Annotated in this window: 18 protein-coding genes; 3 read left to right on the top strand and 15 right to left on the bottom strand. The window is 47.5% G+C overall.

The features are described 5' to 3' along the window. Positions 1-163 precede the first annotated feature (163 nt). From MKY16_RS10725 to zwf, 3 genes are all read right to left on the bottom strand, one after another. A complete protein-coding gene (locus tag MKY16_RS10725) occupies positions 164-838 on the bottom strand; it encodes an SOS response-associated peptidase (protein WP_318626607.1) in 675 nt (224 codons plus the stop codon). Positions 839-994: 156 nt separating this feature from the next. Then, a complete protein-coding gene (gene gnd, locus MKY16_RS10720; protein ID WP_029519049.1) occupies positions 995-1,888 on the bottom strand; it encodes a phosphogluconate dehydrogenase (NAD(+)-dependent, decarboxylating) in 894 nt (297 codons plus the stop codon). 54 nt (positions 1,889-1,942) lie between these two features. Further along, positions 1,943-3,445, bottom strand: coding sequence for a glucose-6-phosphate dehydrogenase (gene zwf / locus MKY16_RS10715; protein ID WP_318626609.1), 1,503 nt, complete (start codon positions 3,443-3,445; stop codon positions 1,943-1,945). Between the two features lie 290 nt (positions 3,446-3,735). Here zwf and MKY16_RS10710 point away from each other — a divergent pair, with 290 nt between their 5' ends. Together MKY16_RS10710 and MKY16_RS10705 are read left to right on the top strand one after the other, a co-directional pair. Then, positions 3,736-4,056, top strand: coding sequence for a winged helix-turn-helix transcriptional regulator (locus MKY16_RS10710; protein ID WP_007430161.1), 321 nt, complete (start codon positions 3,736-3,738; stop codon positions 4,054-4,056). 142 nt (positions 4,057-4,198) lie between these two features. After that, complete coding sequence (locus MKY16_RS10705; RefSeq protein WP_069010239.1) at positions 4,199-4,528, top strand: hypothetical protein; 330 nt, start codon at positions 4,199-4,201, stop codon at positions 4,526-4,528. 10 nt (positions 4,529-4,538) lie between these two features. On the opposite strand, the gene MKY16_RS10700 is transcribed toward MKY16_RS10705, so the two are convergent. From MKY16_RS10700 to MKY16_RS10670, 7 genes are all read right to left on the bottom strand, one after another. Beyond that, positions 4,539-5,462 carry an NAD(P)/FAD-dependent oxidoreductase gene (locus MKY16_RS10700; RefSeq protein ID WP_340955279.1) on the bottom strand — a complete coding sequence of 308 codons (924 nt, stop codon included), beginning with the start codon at positions 5,460-5,462 and terminating at the stop codon, positions 4,539-4,541. A gap of 235 nt (positions 5,463-5,697) precedes the next feature. Continuing rightward, entirely contained in the window at positions 5,698-6,300 is a 603-nt protein-coding gene (locus MKY16_RS10695) for a nitroreductase family protein (protein ID WP_340955278.1), read from the bottom strand. A 106-nt stretch (positions 6,301-6,406) separates the two neighbouring features. Further along, positions 6,407-6,685 carry a hypothetical protein gene (locus MKY16_RS10690; RefSeq protein ID WP_318626614.1) on the bottom strand — a complete coding sequence of 93 codons (279 nt, stop codon included), beginning with the start codon at positions 6,683-6,685 and terminating at the stop codon, positions 6,407-6,409. 130 nt (positions 6,686-6,815) lie between these two features. After that, positions 6,816-7,142: a (2Fe-2S) ferredoxin domain-containing protein gene (locus MKY16_RS10685; protein ID WP_340955276.1), complete on the bottom strand. Its 327-nt coding sequence runs from the start codon at positions 7,140-7,142 to the stop codon at positions 6,816-6,818. A gap of 35 nt (positions 7,143-7,177) precedes the next feature. Then, positions 7,178-7,678: a metallophosphoesterase family protein gene (locus tag MKY16_RS10680; RefSeq protein WP_029519040.1), complete on the bottom strand. Its 501-nt coding sequence runs from the start codon at positions 7,676-7,678 to the stop codon at positions 7,178-7,180. A 24-nt stretch (positions 7,679-7,702) separates the two neighbouring features. Continuing rightward, positions 7,703-8,137, bottom strand: a complete 435-nt coding sequence (locus MKY16_RS10675; protein WP_029519039.1) for an Rrf2 family transcriptional regulator — start codon at positions 8,135-8,137, stop codon at positions 7,703-7,705. Between the two features lie 97 nt (positions 8,138-8,234). Further along, complete coding sequence (locus MKY16_RS10670; RefSeq protein WP_023988297.1) at positions 8,235-8,612, bottom strand: DivIVA domain-containing protein; 378 nt, start codon at positions 8,610-8,612, stop codon at positions 8,235-8,237. A 144-nt stretch (positions 8,613-8,756) separates the two neighbouring features. Between MKY16_RS10670 and MKY16_RS10665 the strand changes: the two genes are divergently transcribed. Next, positions 8,757-9,326, top strand: coding sequence for a TraR/DksA C4-type zinc finger protein (locus MKY16_RS10665; RefSeq protein WP_340955275.1), 570 nt, complete (start codon positions 8,757-8,759; stop codon positions 9,324-9,326). A gap of 114 nt (positions 9,327-9,440) precedes the next feature. Here the strand turns inward: MKY16_RS10665 and MKY16_RS10660 are convergent, their stop codons facing one another. From MKY16_RS10660 to hrpB, 5 genes are all read right to left on the bottom strand, one after another. After that, a complete protein-coding gene (locus MKY16_RS10660) occupies positions 9,441-10,445 on the bottom strand; it encodes a Gfo/Idh/MocA family protein (RefSeq protein ID WP_029519037.1) in 1,005 nt (334 codons plus the stop codon). Between the two features lie 19 nt (positions 10,446-10,464). Continuing rightward, entirely contained in the window at positions 10,465-10,827 is a 363-nt protein-coding gene (locus MKY16_RS10655; protein WP_013310011.1) for a helix-turn-helix transcriptional regulator, read from the bottom strand. A 315-nt stretch (positions 10,828-11,142) separates the two neighbouring features. After that, positions 11,143-12,315, bottom strand: a complete 1,173-nt coding sequence (locus MKY16_RS10650; RefSeq protein ID WP_029519036.1) for an acyltransferase — start codon at positions 12,313-12,315, stop codon at positions 11,143-11,145. Between the two features lie 270 nt (positions 12,316-12,585). After that, positions 12,586-13,173, bottom strand: coding sequence for a general stress protein (locus tag MKY16_RS10645; RefSeq protein ID WP_029519034.1), 588 nt, complete (start codon positions 13,171-13,173; stop codon positions 12,586-12,588). A gap of 118 nt (positions 13,174-13,291) precedes the next feature. Beyond that, a complete protein-coding gene (gene hrpB, locus MKY16_RS10640; protein ID WP_340955273.1) occupies positions 13,292-15,820 on the bottom strand; it encodes an ATP-dependent helicase HrpB in 2,529 nt (842 codons plus the stop codon). Between the last annotated feature and the right edge of the window lie 61 nt (positions 15,821-15,881).

The following is a 15,881-nucleotide window of genomic DNA, read 5'->3' as shown; positions in this document are numbered from 1 at the left end:
GCTGGATGAGTGTATCGTTACTCATTCCAATCGCCTCCATCCCATATGAGATACTCCTTCGGCCGTTTCCCCTCTCCCCGGATCATGACGCTTGTTCCCCAATACATACCTATGCAGGTGGCGGGAAGCTTATGATCAATAATGGATGAAAATCTCCATACGTTTAAGGTTTAATCCAGGACCACTGCAAATCCATTTCCTGAATACATTCACGGTTATCATGTTCATCATTGGCCACCAGCGGGGTCACTGGATAGATGTTCATGTCGCCTTGCTCATACGTGCGCAATAGAGGCAGCAGCTCATCTATGTTCTGGACAGACGGATCCAGCCATGAATTTATATGATCAGCTTCCAAAATAGCTGGCATGCGGGTATCGAATTCACGTATATCCGTATTAGCATGAACTGTCATCATCGTACAGGTGCGTAAAGGCTCCTTACGACTATCATGCCATACTTCATATAGCCCCGCGACCGCAAACATCTTCTGTTCCGGCAGTACCACCCTTACAGCACACATGCGTTTGCCTACTTTTCGCCAATAATAAAATCCATTGCATGGAATGATACAGCGTCGGGTTTCCGCCATCTTGCGATAACTCGGATTTACCCGAACCGTATTTAAGTCTGCATTGACACAATCCTTGCCCCAGTAGGGAATAAATCCCCAACGAAATTCATCAAGTACCCGCTCTCCATCCTGATGCAGCACAATTGGAACATGCTGAGTAGGACTCATGTTATAGCGTGTTTTGTAATAATACATCACCCGTTGTATACCAAAGTGATCCCTCACCTCATCTACATCAGCCGATAACGAAAACCTTTTGCACATTTGCTATTCATCCTTCCGCCTTTTTCACCTATTGTGCGGATATACAAGGAAAAATATGCATATGCAGGTTATGCAAAAATCCAATAAACGCCAAAACATATAGCAATATCCCCGCAGTTGTAAAGCTACGGGGATAGATACTAGCTTATATTGTTATTACTTCTTTTCTACCGCGTGACCGCCAAATTCATTGCGCAGTGCAGCAACCACTTTCCCGTTGAACGTGTCCGCATCAAGAGACCGGTAGCGCATCAGCAGGGACAAGGCAATAACTGGTGTAGCAGCCTGAATGTCCAGTGCTTCTTCAACCGTCCATTTTCCTTCACCAGAAGAGTGCATAACCCCACGGATTTCGTCCAGGTTTGCATCTTTGGAGAATGCACGTTCAGTTAAGCCCATCAACCAAGAGCGGATAACAGAACCGTTGTTCCACACACGCGCTACTTGTTCATAATCAAAGTCAAAGTTGCTTTTTTCCAGCACTTCAAATCCTTCACCGATGGAAGCCATCATGCCGTATTCCACACCGTTATGAACCATTTTCAGAAAATGTCCGCTTCCGGATTTACCTGCGTACAAATATCCATTTTCCACTGCTGTGTCGCGGAAAACAGGCTCAACAACCGCCCAAGCTTCCGGATCGCCACCGATCATATAACAAGCGCCATTGCGTGCGCCTTCCATCCCGCCTGAAGTTCCAGCATCCATGAAGCTGATACCATGTTCTTTTAGACGGGCATGACGAGCAATAGACTCTTTGTAATGAGAATTACCACCTTCAATAATGATGTCCCCTTTGGACAACATCGGTTGAAGCTGATCCAGCACAGAATCAACAATTTGGTGAGGAACCATGATCCATAATACTCTAGGGGATTGAGTTGCCTGTACAAGCTCTTCCAATGTAGAAGCCCCTTTAGCTCCATAATCCTTCATTTCTTGGATTGCGGCTGCATTGACGTCGTAAGCGACAAGTTCATGCTTATGATCAATCAAATTTTTCCCGAGATTCAAACCCATTTTTCCCAAACCAATTAATCCTACTTGCATAGTAAAGGCCTCCTGCCGTAGCAAACATATTTTGTATATACTTTCTTGTTACTGTTAAGAACGAACGACTGCTTTCTCAGAGCTTTCGGTTTTTTCATCCAGCCACCATGTAAAGCCTTGCTCCTCTAACAATTGATCTGAAGCTTCTGGACCGTAAGAGCCTGCTGCATACGTGTGTAGTGGAACCTCACCACGAGCAAAAGCTTCCAGTACAGGTTGAACCCACACCCATGAAAGCTCAACTTCGTTCCAATGAGCAAAAAAGGTGGAATCTCCGCGCAGCGCATCAAAGATGAGGCGCTCATAAGCTTCTGGTACATCCTTGGCCTCGGAATGATAATTCATCAGAACCGTTTCCAGTTGACCATTGTTCAGCGGATCTCTGCTGTTCAGACGCAGCGTTACCTTTTCATCCGGGTTAACATGGATGATCAGCAGGTTCGGGTCAGTCGGTTGCCCTTGAGCGGCATAAGGATCTGTGCTGTCCTTTTTGAATTCCACGACGATACGAGTAGATTTTTCTTTCATGCGTTTGCCGGTACGAATATAGAACGGCACACCCGACCATTGTTCGTTGTCAATCCATAGGCGAGCTGAAATGAAAGTATCATTTTGCGAATCAGGTCCGATATCCGGCTCTTCTTTATAGGAAGGAACTGCTTTTCCGTTGATCTCACCGTTGGTATATTGGCCTCTAACCACGCTGGAAGCAATATCAGAAGGATCAAGTGCACGAAGCGCGTCCATAACCTTGCTTTTTTCGTCACGCACCTGGTCAGCCGTGACATGTCCCGGCTTGTTCATAGCCGCCATCATCAATACCTGCAGCATGTGATTTTGTACCATATCACGAATAGCGCCGGAGTGATCATAGTATCCTGCTCGCTCCTCTACTCCTACAGTCTCAGAAGCGGTAATTTGCACATTGGCGATGTACTGATTGTTCCATATTCCTTGAAGCAACGGATTAGCGAATTTTAAGGCTTCAAGGTTTTGAACCATGGGCTTGCCTAAGTAATGGTCAATACGATAAATCTCATCCTCAGCAAATGTTCTGCTCAGGCGATCATTCAACTCACGTGCGGATTCCAGATCGTGACCAAATGGTTTTTCGATAATGAGCCGTTTCCAACCCTTTGTTTCAGCTAAACCACTCTCCCGAATATTGAGGGCAATCACATCAAAAAATTCCGGTGCCACCGATAAGTAAAACATGCGGTTCCCCGGAATTCCCAAGTCATTTTCACGTTGCTCAGCAAGCTGTAGCAGCTTTTTATAATCTTCCGGGTGGTTGACGTTCAATGCGCTGTAACGGAAAGCACTTAAGAACTGATCCATCTGTGCACGGTCTTCATTCACGTGTCTGGAAAAATCCTTAATGGATTGCTCTACATTACTTTGAAATTGCTCGTCTGCCACTTCACGACGCCCCATCCCAATTACAGAAAAGGAAGCCGGAATTTTACCTTCTACAAACAAATTATACAAGGCAGGGTAAATTTTACGTTTAGCCAAATCCCCTGTCGCTCCAAATAAGACAAATGTCATTGAATCCATGAATTATTCCTTCTTCCCATTATAAAGATGAGGTTATTAAAAGTTACCTGAGGAATTAACGTAACCCATAATACACCCAAAATAAGGGGCAAGTCAATCAAATTTTAGCGAAATCGTGAACATTCGATATATCCTGTAATGATAACGTTTTCTGTGGTATGATTGACGAAAGGAAAGAGAAAAAAATGTTAAATATGTCACAGTTGACACAAAGCGTTATAGTTACTATTGGTATACAGAGTTACTTTTAGTATACTGTTTAAAACAACAATGAAATTGAGGGGATTCAGATGAGCGACGACAGGCAGCCTAAGCTTTTGTGCGGTAAGGTGGAACAGTCCTTTCAGATCATCAGCAAAAAATGGACCGCTCTCATCATTCATACTTTGATGGAACATCCCAAACGATTTAGTGAAATTCACGTCTCCATACCCGATCTTAGCAAACGCATGCTGAACGAACGCATCAAGGAACTAGAGCTTTCCGGCCTGATCCTTCGCAATGTCATCACAGAGCGGCCTGTGCGTACCGAGTATTCGCTGACACGCAAGGGTAAAGAGCTAGGTGATGCATTGAATGGTGTGGAGAGCTGGGCCGAGAGATGGCTTTAACTTCTAACAGGAGATCGTCACACATGGTCTCCTGTTATTGTGTTACCCCATGTGGATCATAATACAGACTACAGTACGAAAATAATGGAACAACCACGCAGCAGCTCATGATTTCAGTCTGAGCCAAGGAAGGAAGAGAACGATGGCTTTTGGCATTACCCGGCAGGAGCTTATGGCCTGGAAAAGAGAGGTCAGTCGTGGTGAAATTGCTTTTCTGACACATTACTGGCTGGATGATCGCTTTCCAGGCATTACAACCGTCACCAAGGTGGGATGTTCTGATTTGGACAAGCTGCGCTTATGGTGCAACCATAACGGATTGGACCCCCAATATATTCATCAACGTCAGGCCTATCCGCATTTTGATCTTATCGGCAACAAACAGACAGAAATTTTACGTAAGTACGGCATGAGCGATCAATTAAAACGCTTTGAACTTCATCTCCCAACGAGTACACGCCCATCGTTCTAAACCGCAGCTCTCAGAGCTGCGGTACTTTTGTTTTCATACCCGTTAATACCTTGTGTATCCAAATCGCTGACATAGCTCCTTCTCCCATCGCCACAGTCGCTTGCTCGGCATGAACTCCTAAGTCCCCGGCTACCCACACATTTTCCACATTTGTCATTTTGCTGCGAGGATGAGTTTCAATGTGCTTATTATGCAGCAGATGTACACCCAGTTGCTCTGCCAGCTCTGAATGAACATGATTGCTGCCAAAAGCTAAAAAGCCCCGCTCTGCTCGAACTACTTGTCCATCAGCCAGTCGCACTCCTTCAAAACAGCCCGGTTCTCCGGTTATAATCTCAGAAATAGCGGCTTCCTTATAGCCAATCCCTTTTTCCCACAGCTTTTCGCCCAGCTCGTCCGGCACCTCTGAACGCTCATGATTGACATATACAAGTTGATCGGTGCGCTCTGATAAAATCAGAGCCATGGAAGCTCCTGCTTTGCCAGCCCCCATGACGACCGTACTGCGATCCTGAACCTCATAACCGTCACAATCCGGGCACACATATACACTGTTGCCCAAGCAAGCTTGTAACCCATCCAGTTTTGGAAAACGATCCGTTAGCCCTGTCGCCAACAGCAGCGTCTTTGACGAATACATGGAGCCTTCCTCCACTTGAATGTCAAAAAGCTCATCCCTTTTGACGGCTTTGACCGCCTTTTCTTCAACAAACTCAGTTCCTAGTTTCGTAGCCTCGCTACGTCCACGCCGTCGCAGCTCTTCACCAGAAATTCCCTCAGGAAATCCCAAAATATTATGATATTGATGACACAGCGTAGACCGACCATAGCCGGAATCTATTACCAGCACCCGATGACTGCTGTATCTTCCCAATTGAATGGCTGCTTGCAAACCGGCAATTCCCCCGCCAACAATAATGCAATCATAGTTCATCACTTTTCCTCCTTTGAATGCGCGTTATCCTAGACAGCTGCATAAAACCGCAATCACATCTATGTAAACTTCTCATCCAATTTTAAACATAATATCACCCACTAACGGATGAATTAACCGCTGTGTCTGTATATATCAAAGCTTACATATCTTAAAAATGGAATGGCAAAGAGCACTGTAGATACCCACAGTGCTCTAATCAGGCTGAACCTGAAACGTCATTTTATCGTGAAAATTATTTAAATGTTTTTACACGTTCTTCAATAGGCTGGAATTCTTTTTCACTTGGTTGGAATGTCGGTTTACCAAATGGCATTTCAGCAATCAGTTTCCAATGCTCAGGAATGTTCCATTCGTTTTTCACTTTTTCATCAATCAAAGGGTTGTAATGCTGAAGGGATGCGCCCAATCCTTCTTGTTCCAGAGCTGTCCATACAACCAATTGCAACATACCATTAGATTGGTTAGCCCAGATTGGAAAATTGTCCGCATAGGCTTCGAATTGTTGTTGCAGACCAGCTATCACGTTATTGTCTTCAAAGAACAAGACCGTTCCGTAACCGCTGCGGAAACCGTTCATTTTCTCAGCAGTAGATTTGAATTGTTCTTCATTGCCTACCACTTCCCGCAAAATATCTTCTGTAATATTCCACAGTTTGTCATGATGTTCTCCAAGCAACACTACGGCGCGTGAAGTTTGGGAGTTGAACGAGGTAGGTGTGTACTTTACAGCTTCCTCTACAATCTCTTGAATTCGTTGGTCAGAAATGACCTGTTCTTTGCTAATACCATAATAGGAGCGTCTGTCTTTCAGAGCTGTGAAGAAATCTTTAGTCATTTTGTTACCTCCTGAGAAAAATCAATTACTTTTCGTAACTTAATATACATTGCATATATCTTAAAGTCAAGAGTTTTCTTTTTGAATATTACCAGTTAGTTGATGATTATACGCCACCATTGTATTTTTTCTCACTGGAAGAGGTGTGCTTGGTTGCATCCTTGTCTCTCTCCTCCTGTCTTTCCATCTTCAAATCCTCTACAGGAATGGCGTCTACTGTCTGCTCGATCTCAAAACGGTCGAACAAGCTTTCCTGCTCTGTTGGATACTGCTCTGCATGATCTCGATTGATCGACTGTTCCTGATGTTGAGACTCCGTTGTTCCTTTCCCCGTCTGTCCTTTCTGCTCATTCTGATCGTGCAGGTTATCTTCAAATGGGGCCATTTTATTTCCCTCCCTATCGGATTGGTGTCCACAATATACTTTTACCTTTCACATCGGAGATTAAACGCAAAAAAGAGAAAATCTCTTCAAAGATTTTCTCTACTCATGTTCTTATAGATGGTCGATTGGATTATTCCGAGTTGGATTGACCTGTACACTCATAAAAAAGATGAGGTACCAGCCTCTCTCCTGTTACGAGCTTCTGTACCAGTTGAGTCCCCGAGTCGGGGGTCATTTGACCATACCAGTCCCCTTGAGGATAGACGATCACAACCGCAGCATCATGACAACGCCCATTACAGCGAGTTCTGGTCGTGTGAATATATGCCTCTGCATTTTGTTTACGAATTTCATCCCGAATTGCCTGTGTAACTTCTTCACCCTCATGTCGCATACATGTGCCTCCATTGCAAATCAATACATGATGCTTCATTGGTTCTAATTCAAAAATAGCCATAGCTTCCCCTTTAATCAACAGTTGTTGGTTTTAAATCAATGTTTATCTGGATAAAGAACAAGCTGTGCTTCCATCTGACCAGCTTCAATCGTCAGCACGATAAATGAATATTCGTCTTGACCGCGTTTGTCCGTCGGAGACCCCGGATTAAGGACAAGCTGACCGTCAATCGTTTTGAGCACCGGAATATGAGAATGTCCATAAATCAGGCAATCCAGCGTTTCTCCCTTAAACGTATTCAATGCGATATTTTCTGTCGTGCCTCGCCAGCCGTGACCGTGAACCATGCCGATTCGCTTGCCTTGGGCTTCAACGATTCGCTGATAGCCTAGACGCTCCACGATGTCCACTCCATCATTGTTTCCGGCAATGCCTTGCACAGGCGCAAATTCAGCTAGACGTTCATATACGAACCAATCCGTCCAGTCTCCGGCATGGAGAATGAGGTCACTGCCTTTTAACTCCTGTACCAGTCGACTAGGCAGTGTTTTGCCTCTGTGCGGCATATGAGTGTCTGAAAGTACGATGATTTTCATATTAATTGCTCCTTACCAGCGTCTTTACACAGATGAACTTTGTTGCCCCACGCGCTGCTGAAGTGCCTGCTCCAAATCTCGCAGCGTAACGGTCTCGAAAAACGTCTGTATTTTCTGCTCTGCCACGGTATATAAACCATCCAACAATGCGTCTATGTTCCTGCCTACCTCACAATTAAGATTGCTATCGGTGTGGATGGCGAACAACGGACCTTCATCCTTAGTCGCTTCATAGATCATTTTCAGATTGATGTTTGAACTGGACATGCTTAGACGAAAGCCGCGTGCTCCAGGCGATGAATCAACCAAACCCGCTTGCTTGAGGCGGCTCATAATCCTTCTCACAACTACCGGGTTTGTATTGATGCTGGAAGCTATAAGTGACGATGTCATTCGCTCCGGTGCCCCTTCAGCCAGAAGAAGCAGACAATGGATACTAACGGAAAAATGGGTACTCATGTTAACCACCTTTATGTGTGTGCCTCATTAAATGTTTGATAAAATACTTGTTTCCATCATACCACAATAGAGGCACCAACACAGTGCTAACTGCACCTTACTCCGGAAAATAGTCATTTTCAGGACGTACTCGCACCTTTAATTGGCGCACACTATATTCCAACTGTTTTACGATATCCTCCAGTTGACGACGGTCAAGTCCATTAAGGTCAGCCGCTGGCTTGGGTGCATTTTTCAAATCACGTATGGTTGCCTGCTGCTCCTGCCACTTGTCCATCAGGTCGGCTATATTCGCATAAAAGCGTTCATAATCCTTGATCACTTCATCCAGAAAGGCATCTACCTCGTCCGGATCATAGCCGCGCATTTTATTCTTAAACTGTTTCTCATGAATGGAGAGCGCGTCCAGCTGAATGCCCAGTTGTTTAAACAACTGCTTTTGCTTATCCAGACGACGCTTCATATGTTCATCCATCGGTTATTCCCTCCTTAACACACTATTCTTTTTATATCACATTCTAGGCTGGGAATAAAAGTCTCTGCTGATTGCCCGGCCCTATGAACGGGTATAAAAGAGCATACGTGTCACTTATACAGACCACGAAGGGGAGAGATGATCATGAATCATTTGAACGATCCGCAGCTTGCAGAGCTGAAACATATGTTGTTGGAGCAGAAAAAGGATTTAGAAAAGCATTTTGAACAAAACGGTCAGGCAAACACTCAATTGGGAGAAACACTGACAGATTCCACAGGTGAGCTCTCGTCCTATGACAATCACCCCGCTGATATAGGGACAGAAACCTTTGAACGGTCCCGTGATCTGGCGATTAATGATTCGCTGCAAAACGAGCTGGAGCAAGTCAATGCAGCCCTTCAGCGGATAAAGGACGGGACGTACGGAATATGTGTGGAGAGCGGGGAAGAAATTCCTTTTGAACGGTTACAAGCCATTCCATATACAGCCTATACCGTCGAGCACACGCCAACTCGAGAATTATCGAATGACCGTCCGGTAGAGGAACAGGTCATGACTCCGCCGCCCAAGGGTGCAGGTGAGGTTCGCCAACGGAATGCAGGACGATTTGACGATGCAGGCGCATGGGACGCCGTGGAAAAATACGGTACATCGAATTCGCCTGCAACTTCCGCCAAGCGTGATGTCACAGATTATGATGAAAATATGTGATGCTCGAATGTCCAAAGACTCATTGAAAATACCTATGTATTTGTCATCTAAAAAAGCAGCTTGTCCTTTTGACAAGGCTGCTTTTTTAGATCTTCTAGGAATACGGTACACCGCTTATCCAATTTCTATCCGTTTCCGACTGCGAGCTGACTCAATACAAGCATCGATCACCTTCATATTGCTCACCGCATCTTCTGGCTCATACGGCAACGGGACACCGTCAAGCACTGCTTTAGCAAAAGCATCCGCTTGCAGTTCAAAAGAATTAAAACCTTTCAGACGTTCCTCACGCGTAACCGAACCGACGTGGACGAAAATTTGCGGTACCACAGACGTTCTTTCCCAGCCGAACATTTTGGGCATCGCAATCGTACCCTTGCTACCGAGAATTTCCATGTTGGAACGATTGGCTGCCCACATGCCACAATCGAAAGTAAGATTGATTCCACCCGGAAATTCCAGCAAGCCGGAAGCCATCATATCGACGTTGTCATGCTCCGGGGAAAATAAGGCATGTACCGTCACTGCCTCCGGCTCCCGATCCAAATACATACGAGCGGCTGATATCGGATAGACACCCACATCATATAGCGAGCCGCCGCCCATGTTTTTATTAAAGCGCACATTATCTGCCTGATCGGTATTGTTAAACGTAAACGTGCAATGGATGCCGCGAATGTCACCAATTTCCCCACTATTGATAATTTCCTTAATTCTTCGATGTTTGGGATGATAACGATACATAAAAGCCTCTGCAAAGATCACTCCTGCACGTTGACATGCTTCAATCATGCGGCTTGTACCGGCCGAGCTAAGAGAAGATGGTTTTTCACACAAAACGTGCTTCCCAGCCTCCGCCGCCCGAATGGTCCACTCTTCATGCAGATGGTTTGGCAACGGAATGTACACCGCTCCGATTTCGGGATCAGCCAACAGTTCATCATAGCTTCCATAACTTTTTGGAATATCGAACTCCCGGGCGGCCTCAGCGGCTTTATCCGCATTACGACTAGCAATCCCAAGCACTTCTCCGCGTTCGGATTGCTGAATCGCAGGAATTACAGCGATTTGGGCGATCTCCGCAGTGCCTAAAATTCCCCATTTCAGCTTTCTACCCATCATTCTCATCCTTTCGTGGTTAGGAATAGTTGTCTTGTTCCGCTTTATGCAGCATACCTAAGCAACGGTCCAAATCAGCTTTGACCTGCTTCTTGTACAGTCGGGCTTTCTCCTCCCCATCATCTGTAAAGTGATAGAGTACAATCTCCTGAAAATCCACGCGCGGGTCTGTTCCTTTCAATCGCTTGGTACGGTAAAAAACGCCTTCCTGTACCAGCTCATGCAGCGCCCGGTAAACTTCGCTCTGAGGCGGAACATATCCAAACCCACTAAACTCATCCTTCATCGATTCGAGCATCTGATATCCATAACCGCGATGCCTCTCCACCATTGTGATCAGATAAATTTTGATAAAAGCCCGCTGGGATATCATAAACGCCATTTCACAGCCTCCTCCACACCTTATTCATACACCTTACCTTCCATTATAAACCACTCTGCGTCCATAGACTATTTCCTTTGATGAGATAAGAGTTTATGAGAACTCTCCATCCCTTGTGACCTGTTTTAAGATGATGAGAGACATAGAATGAGGCGATATAGAGTAGTGTGCGAAGCGCTGAGAAATGAGTTTATGGTTTACTATTATGAATTTTTCATATTTTGAAATAATATAATATCAGTCAAAAAAGTATCCCTTGGCCTTATTTCTTGGCTTTGGGATACTCTTGTGAACATATGTGATTGGATTATCAAATCAAGCTTGCTTTTGTACGGCTGGCGGACTCCCAGTCGGGCGAGGACGAACCCGAAGCCCCACGATCCATTTGCCCAGAGGCAAACGTGCCAGCAGCCATGTTCCGGCAACGGAAAAGATCATACAGAGAACGAATGAAGCCAGCATACGAAGAACGTGGCTCCAGTCTGCAAACAACGTCTCGTCAAAATAATAGGTCACACGCAGCATAAAGGCATGCATGAGATACGCTCCATAGGACAACGTTCCGATGGCCGTCAGCATACTCGCCGCACGTCCCCCCTTATGAGCAATCCACGTCGCTACCCGATAAGCTACAAAAATAGACGCGACGCAATATACAGCCATGACCGGACGCAGCAGAGACAAATAGTTAAAGGAAAGAACTGTACCTTGCGGTGTCTGGAACTGACCGATCATCTCATACAGCAAGTAGCCAGTAATTACGATAAACAACGGCCAGTATATCATTTGTGCTTTGGTTACCCATGCATTCCAACGCTTGACGTTCATCCCGGCTGCCGCTCCTAGCACAAAATAAAAGAAAAAGTAGATCACATTCCGGTCAGCGTACAGGGTAAACCAAGAGGTAATGACCGGAAGCTGGAGCTTATCCATCGCTTGGTATACGGGTCCAACGGCGAACATGAGCAAAATATATAGCACGCCGAATACAGCCAATGCAGCGGGTCGCCATGTTGATGGCAGTAGCGCAGACAAACGACGGACAGCATAACGAAACACAGGAAATAACACATAACATTGAATAATCATTACGATGTACCACAGATGATAGCTACTTTTCCCGTTCAACAGCTTCTGGAAAAAATCCAGCGGGTGAATATATCCTCCACTTTGAGCAAGCTGATTTCCCAATTCGTATAAAAGAGACCATATGATATAAGGAACGATGATGTCCAGGAATCTTTTACGTAAAAACGTTCCGTACTTTAAGGCTCCATCATAATTGTAAAATAGCACCATTCCCGTGATAAACACAAACACAGGAACTGCAAATTTGGAACACAGCAGTAAAAGTGTCATCAATACCCCGTCCTGGACGCGCGCCCCCTGCGCAACCGCATAGTGTGCGACGGAATGCTGAAGAACAACGGCCGCAAAAGCCAGCCCTCTCAGCAAAGCGACTTCGGAAATTCTCTCTTTTTGACTCATGCCACTCTCCTGTTACATCTAGCAATTTATAAATCCAGGATTTTTTCAAAATCCTCAATCTATTATAACGACAATTCTGTAAAAATATATAGAAGGTTAAACGTGCCAACGGCAAGCTTAGCATCATTTATCTCAGATTTATTCTATGATCCACAAATATGTAAAAACAGCAGTCCTCCCTCTCGGGGAGACTGCTGCTGTAGAAACAACCCATATACAAAGGAGATAGGAAAGCCTGTTAAATCACGTTCTCAACTAGCCGTTAGGTTTTTACAGGTTCCTTCTCGTATCTGTGTATGCATCTGTACGCGGCGTGTCTGCCAACGTATCATCATACGTTCTGTAACGATCCGCATTCAGCGAACGGTTGGTGCGGAAAATATCATAAACATCCCTGTTATGGTCAGCGGAGTCCACCAGCACTAAAATCTTGCCCTGATCGACGTAAGTCTCGTATTGACGTGCATCATCTTCCGGAATACCCAGCCCGACCAGTCCACCGACCAAGCCACCTGCTCCCGCTCCGACAGCTGCTCCGGTAAGGGTAGCCGCGATAGGTCCAGCAGCGAGGATTGGTCCGATACCTGGAATAGCCAAGGCCCCGATGCCCGCCAGCAACCCAGCAACGCCGCCTACAACGCCGCCGGTAGCCGCACCGGTCGCTACACCCTCCGGTGCTTTGGTGCCTGTCTCTTCACTAATCGTCCTCAACTCGTCACGGTCACGGGTGATCACAGAAATTTCACTGCTTGGGATTCCTTTGCTCTGCAATTGTCCTATCGCACGAGATGCTTCCTGCTCTGTATCAAAAACACCAACAATCTTCTTTTCATTATAATCGTTTAAGTTATTAGCCATGATAGTTGCCTCCCAATATTTTAGTGTTGAGTGGTTCGTTTTTCATTACCCCGCTATTATGACGTTTAAACGATTTTACAAAAATTCAAAAAGTCGATTAGCATAAAACAGCTTCTATTTAACGCTTTGGCTTTGCTCTGTTGGTCGCCACAGCTTCCAGTGGATCATCCGGCCAATAATGCTTGGGATATCTGCCTTTCAGGTCCTTTTTGACTTCAAAATAAGCCTCGTTCCAGAAGCTGGACAAGTCGGATGTCACTTGGACAGGTCGCTGGGCAGGTGACAGTAAATGCAATACAATGGGCACACGTCCGCGTCCAATACGAGGCGTATCCCTCATACCGAACAATTCTTGTAGTCGTACGGCCAGCGCTGGTGCCTCAGGATTCGAATAATCGACAGGAATGCGGGAACCGCTGGGTACACGGATATGCGTCGGCGCTTCCTGATCAAGCTGCTGCCGCTGTTCCCAGTCCAGCCTGCCAAGCAGCAATGCAGCACTGTCCAGCCGTTGCAGATCGGATACGTTTTTGGCTCCTAGAGCAAAAGGCAACAGCCACGATTCCAGTGAATCCAGCAATGCCAATTCCGTGCAGTCCGGCCAGTCTTCAGGCGCTGAGAAGTGCATAAAAATCAAACGAGCCTGCAACTGGAGGGTTTGCCGATTCCATGACAACAGCTTCAGACCGCGTTCACGGACACCCTGCATCAAGGCGGCAGCAACTTCCTCTGCCGGAGGTCGCTCATAGGACGTTTCCTTTAAGACGAGTGAGCCCAGTCGCAGTACCTTGCGGGCTCTCACTGCTGAGGCGGAGCTATCCCAGTATACGCTGGCTTGTTCCAGCAACAAATTGCTGCAATGCTGGACCAGCTCTTGCAGTTCAACCGGTGCCGCCAACTGAATGGCACCATCTGCTCCCTCGTCGTCCACTTCGGCGGCGACGAGATAGGATGAACGCGACATCCACTCCACTTGTCGGAGTCGCGTCCCTCGGCCGCCGCTAAGCAAAAAGCGGCCATCCCCCCGGCCCTGCGCAATCCGGTCCGGATACGCAAAGGCCAGCAGTAGCCCGCAGGCCGTGGAGCCGTCAGGCTCGTCCTGCGCTGCGGCAGCTATCGGCAGCGTGGCTAGCAGCTGTCGGCTCTCTTGCACGATACGGCGAATCACCGTATCGTCTGCCGTCCGCAGCAGGCTGTGCGTGCTGCGGGCATGGGTCGCCTCGCGCAGGGCATCCAGCCGCGGGCGCAAATCCGTTCCGCCATGAGCGCGGAACGGGTCCCGCTCTTGCAGCAGCGCAGCCAGACGGCTGGCAGTTGGTGCCAGGCCGAGGGCCGCTGCGCGCAACAGCATGTGCCCGAGGCGCGGGTGCGTGCCCAAGGCGGACACCTCGCGCCCATGCGCGGTGATGACGCCTGTAGTGCCATCGGCTGCTTCATCCAGACAGCCGAGCTGGTGCAGCAGACCTGTGGCCTGGCCGTACGCGGCCTCAGGCGGGGCATCCAGCCAGGCCAGCTCGGCGGGCTCGCGCACGCCCCAGGCCGCCAGTTCTAGCGCGAGCGGGGCCAGATCCGCCGCCGCGATCTCCGGGCGGCTGGCTTCGGGGAGCGCTGCATGCTCCTGCGCGCTCCACAGCCGGTAGCATACGCCCGGCTGGAGACGCCCCGCCCGTCCGCGCCGCTGGTCGGCGGAGGCCTTGGACACCTTGACGGTAGTCAAACGGCTCATGCCAGTTCGCGCGGAAAATACCGACTCCCGCGACAGTCCGCTATCGATCACCACCGTGATCCCCGCTATGGTCAAGCTAGACTCGGCAATCGAGGTGGCCAATACCACTTTTCGACTGCCCGAAGCCGACGGGCGTATTGCCTCATCCTGCTGCTCCAGCTTCATGCTCCCATACAGCGGAATGACCTTGACATGTGCTGGTAAATGCTTTGAAGCCAATTCTCGTTCCGTTCTGTGAATTTCTCTAGCCCCTGGTAAAAACACCAGCAGATCACCTTCATGAGTATGAAGTGCCTTTTCTACCGTCTCAGCCGTAAAGGACTCTAATGAAGTTGACGAAGGTTTGGACATATGAAAGGTTTCTACCGGAAATACAGTGCCTGGACATTCCAGCAATGGCGCATCCCCTAATAGTCTGCATACAGGCTCTGCCTCCAGGGTGGCAGACATGATCAATATCTTCAAATCCGGTCGCAGCAACGCCTGGCTTTGTAGAGCAAGTGCCAATCCCAAGTCTGCATGCAGGCTGCGTTCATGAAACTCATCAAAAATAATCAGCCCGACTCCCTCCAACGCCTGATCATGTTGCAGCATCCGGGTCAGTACACCCTCCGTAACCACTTCAATCCGTGTGTTTGGCCCTACCTTTGTATCCATACGAACCCGGTAACCCACGGTCTTCCCGGTGGGCTCTCCGAGCGCTTTTGCCATTTGCGCTGCTGCTGCACGCGCTGCCAAACGCCTCGGCTCCAGCATAATCATTTTTTGCCCTGCCAGCCACGGCTCATGCAGTAGCTCCAGCGGTGTTACCGTCGTTTTCCCCGCTCCCGGCTGTGCAATCAGTACCGCCGCCGAATGGGATTGCAGTGTATGTTTAAGCTCGGGGATCACTTGCATAATAGGCAGTTGTTTATCTGTCAATGAAATCTCTCCAATGATACGCTTGATGCGTAGAATCTAAGTTTTAATTCCTTTATTATTG

The sequence above is a fragment of the Paenibacillus sp. FSL L8-0641 genome (assembly GCF_038006265.1).
GTDB classification, from domain to species: Bacteria; Bacillota; Bacilli; order Paenibacillales; family Paenibacillaceae; genus Paenibacillus; species Paenibacillus polymyxa_D.
The sequence above is the reverse complement of the archived record's forward strand: the minus strand, read 5'-3'. Positions and strand labels throughout refer to the sequence as shown.